The following is a 206-nucleotide window of genomic DNA, read 5'->3' as shown; positions in this document are numbered from 1 at the left end:
GAGCACTCACCGGAGCGCAGGGCGCGTACGGCCAGGTGGAGGGCGACCAGTGAGGACGAGCACGCGGTGTCCACCGTCAGTGCCGGGCCCTGCAGCCCCAGGGTGTAGGCGACCCGGCCCGAGGCCACACTCGACGTCGTTCCCGTCAGCCCGAACCCGGCGGCACCCGCACCCGCCTCACCCAGCCGCGGACCGTACTCCTGGGC

General features: G+C 74.3%; 1 protein-coding gene. It reads right to left on the bottom strand.

From position 1 onward, the window contains the following. Positions 1-206: beta-ketoacyl synthase N-terminal-like domain-containing protein (locus OO67_RS35610; RefSeq protein ID WP_033305978.1), on the bottom strand; the 206-nt coding region annotated here is incomplete at both ends.

It is taken from the genome of Streptomyces atroolivaceus, assembly GCF_000717025.1.
In the GTDB taxonomy this organism is placed as follows: Bacteria; Actinomycetota; Actinomycetes; order Streptomycetales; family Streptomycetaceae; genus Streptomyces; species Streptomyces atroolivaceus.
The sequence above is the reverse complement of the archived record's forward strand: the minus strand, read 5'-3'. Positions and strand labels throughout refer to the sequence as shown.